The organism is uncultured Gimesia sp. (assembly GCF_937910335.1).
GTDB lineage: Bacteria > Planctomycetota > Planctomycetia > Planctomycetales > Planctomycetaceae > Gimesia.
In genome coordinates, this window is sequence record NZ_CALEMX010000491.1 from 1 (window position 1) to 2,268 (window position 2,268).

3 protein-coding genes and 2 rRNA genes are annotated in these 2,268 nt (G+C 46.3%); all 5 read left to right on the top strand.

Annotated elements, in window-relative coordinates; translation table 11 throughout:
- Positions 1-273: ribosomal RNA gene (locus Q0668_RS20050) — 23S ribosomal RNA — on the top strand; the annotation flags it as partial.
- A 122-nt stretch (positions 274-395) separates the two neighbouring features.
- Positions 396-505, top strand: a 5S ribosomal RNA gene (gene rrf / locus Q0668_RS20055).
- Positions 506-721: 216 nt separating this feature from the next.
- Positions 722-1,096, top strand: a complete 375-nt coding sequence (locus tag Q0668_RS20060; RefSeq protein ID WP_298867917.1) for a DUF1559 domain-containing protein — start codon at positions 722-724, stop codon at positions 1,094-1,096.
- Positions 1,008-1,706 carry a DUF1559 domain-containing protein gene (locus Q0668_RS20065; protein WP_298867921.1) on the top strand — a complete coding sequence of 233 codons (699 nt, stop codon included), beginning with the start codon at positions 1,008-1,010 and terminating at the stop codon, positions 1,704-1,706. The genes Q0668_RS20060 and Q0668_RS20065 overlap by 89 nt, the downstream gene beginning before the upstream one ends.
- A gap of 70 nt (positions 1,707-1,776) precedes the next feature.
- Positions 1,777-2,184, top strand: coding sequence for a hypothetical protein (locus Q0668_RS20070; protein ID WP_298867919.1), 408 nt, complete (start codon positions 1,777-1,779; stop codon positions 2,182-2,184).
- Positions 2,185-2,268: the final 84 nt, after the last annotated feature.

Genomic DNA, 2,268 nt, shown 5'->3' on the forward strand with positions numbered 1-2,268 from the left:
ATCTGCTGTGGGCGCACGAAACTTGAGGGGTATTCTCTTTAGTACGAGAGGATTTAGAGGGACGTACCTCTGGTGTTCCTGTTGTCACGCCAGTGGCAGCGCAGGGTAGCTAAGTACGGTTAGGATAAGCGCTGAAAGCATCTAAGCGCGAAGCCTCTCCCAAGATTAGGTTTCGTTTGAGTCCCCTGGAAGACTACCAGGTTGATAGGCCGGATGTGTAAGGTGAGTAATCACCTCAGCTGACCGGTACTAATGGACGAATGTTTAGCCGTTTTGATTTTTACATCAGAACTCTAAGAACTAAACTACTACGTTGATATTTGTTGCTTATTGCTTTTACCATTTTTATACACCAGGCAGAGTAGTGCGGCCATTTGGTTGGCGACTCTGTCAATTCCGGTGACCATACCTGAGAGGCCACACGCGTTCCCATTCCGAACACGACAGTTAAGCTCTTAGGGCCGATGATAGTGCCCACCAGTGCGAAAGTAGGTTATTGCCGGATATTTTTAAAACCTTCGATTCTTTATGGATCGAAGGTTTTTTTTGCGCTTGTTTGAAAAGAAAACGTCAGACTTTACTTTCAAATCATGGATACGATAAGGTACAGAAAAAACGAAAAATACTGAATTTGCTTTTATGCTTCCCACAGTGAGTAATGTTTTCTTGTTATCATAGCTTCATATTTATCTAAAATCTTCATCTAATGGGAAAGTGTTTTATGCAGATCAGACGAATCAAATCCCGCTACTGCAGAGATTGCTTATCAAATCGTTCTCGGCAGATAGAACATCGGTGCGCGTTTACATTAATTGAACTTCTGGTGGTGATTGCCATCATTGCGTTATTGATTGCACTACTCTTACCCGCAGTACAGCAGGCACGGGCTGCAGCTCGGCGAAGTCAGTGCAAGAATAATCTGAAGCAGATCGGTCTGGCGTTTCATAACATCTACGATACATTTCAAAAATTTCCCCCCCCTCGTAGCACCTTCCGCTCCAAGCAGTATCACCAAAACCGGACCTTATCAAGGTGCCGTCGGATTTACTGTATTCGATTGGTTGTTGCCGTACGTCGAGCAGGGCCCGCTTTATAACGCTTCAAATAACAACGTCAATACAGTTGTCGGAGGGGCTACTGTCTATGCCCATCCAATTCCGACGTACCTGTGCCCATCAGACGCTTCTTCTCCCAGTAATAAAGGGGCGACAACAAACGGAGGCGCCAACCATTGGGCGGTCAGTAACTATTCTGCGAACTATAATTTTTTTGGTGACCCTACCAAGCCGACCACGGCTGAGCGACTGGAAGGCAATTCCACGATGGCAACTTTTACCGATGGGAGTTCCAATACGATTGTCTTTTCAGAACGTTATGGTACCTGTGGAACGAGTGGCATCGCGAATTCGTCTTCGACTTATGGTAACCTCTGGTCCGATTCTAATAGCGTCTGGAGACCAGTATTCTGTATCAATCAATACAGCCAGTCGCCGACCTCTACGGGATATGTCACTTGTCTGACACCTCAAATTTTGCCGGATTGGGTCAGCGGTTGCGAGTCCCGTCGGGTTCAGTCACCTCACGCCGGAGGCATTCACGTTTGTCTGGGTGACGGAAGTGTCCGCATGGTGGGAGGCAGCATTGATGCCACGTTATGGGCAAATCTTTGTCATCCCAAAGATGGTGAAACGCTTGGCGAATTCTAACAATGTGTGGCAGTCAGAATACCTTTAACTCCCTCCTGAACATATTTTCCAGCGGAATTTAGTGACACTCATGAAAGATCATCGCCCCTTTATCCTGACCAAAACCTGCTGCTTGTTCGTTTGCGTTGCACTCTGGCTGGTTGGCTGTGGTGGGAGTTCAAAACCTCTTCCGGAGACGTTTGTCGTAAAAGGAAATTTGAAAGACAAGGCAGATTCTCCGATCACAGATGGCATGATTGTGTTTCAATCTCCCAAGAATGCAGAGCATGCTTCACAGGCAGAAATTCAATCCGATGGCAGTTTTCAGTTGTTTACTTTGGTTGAAGGACAACGAATTGACGGAGCTCGTCCGGGCGAGTATCGCGCTACTTTTTTTCCAAAAATGAGCGAAGCACAAACCGAAGTACCCCTCGAAATTGACGAGACTTTCACAGTTAAGTCTGGCGATAACGTTTTTGAGATCAAACTCAAAAACTGATAACGGGATGTCATGTGACGTTGAGAAGTGATGAGCCCCTTCAGAGTTTCGTTTTCACGAGTTCACGAGTTATAGTTTCTTGCG

Coding starts and splice junctions, on each gene's coding strand:
- Q0668_RS20060 (WP_298867917.1), top strand. CDS start 722: ATGCAGATCAGACGAATCAAATCCCGCTACTGCAGAGATTGCTTATCA.
- Q0668_RS20070 (WP_298867919.1), top strand. CDS start 1,777: ATGAAAGATCATCGCCCCTTTATCCTGACCAAAACCTGCTGCTTGTTC.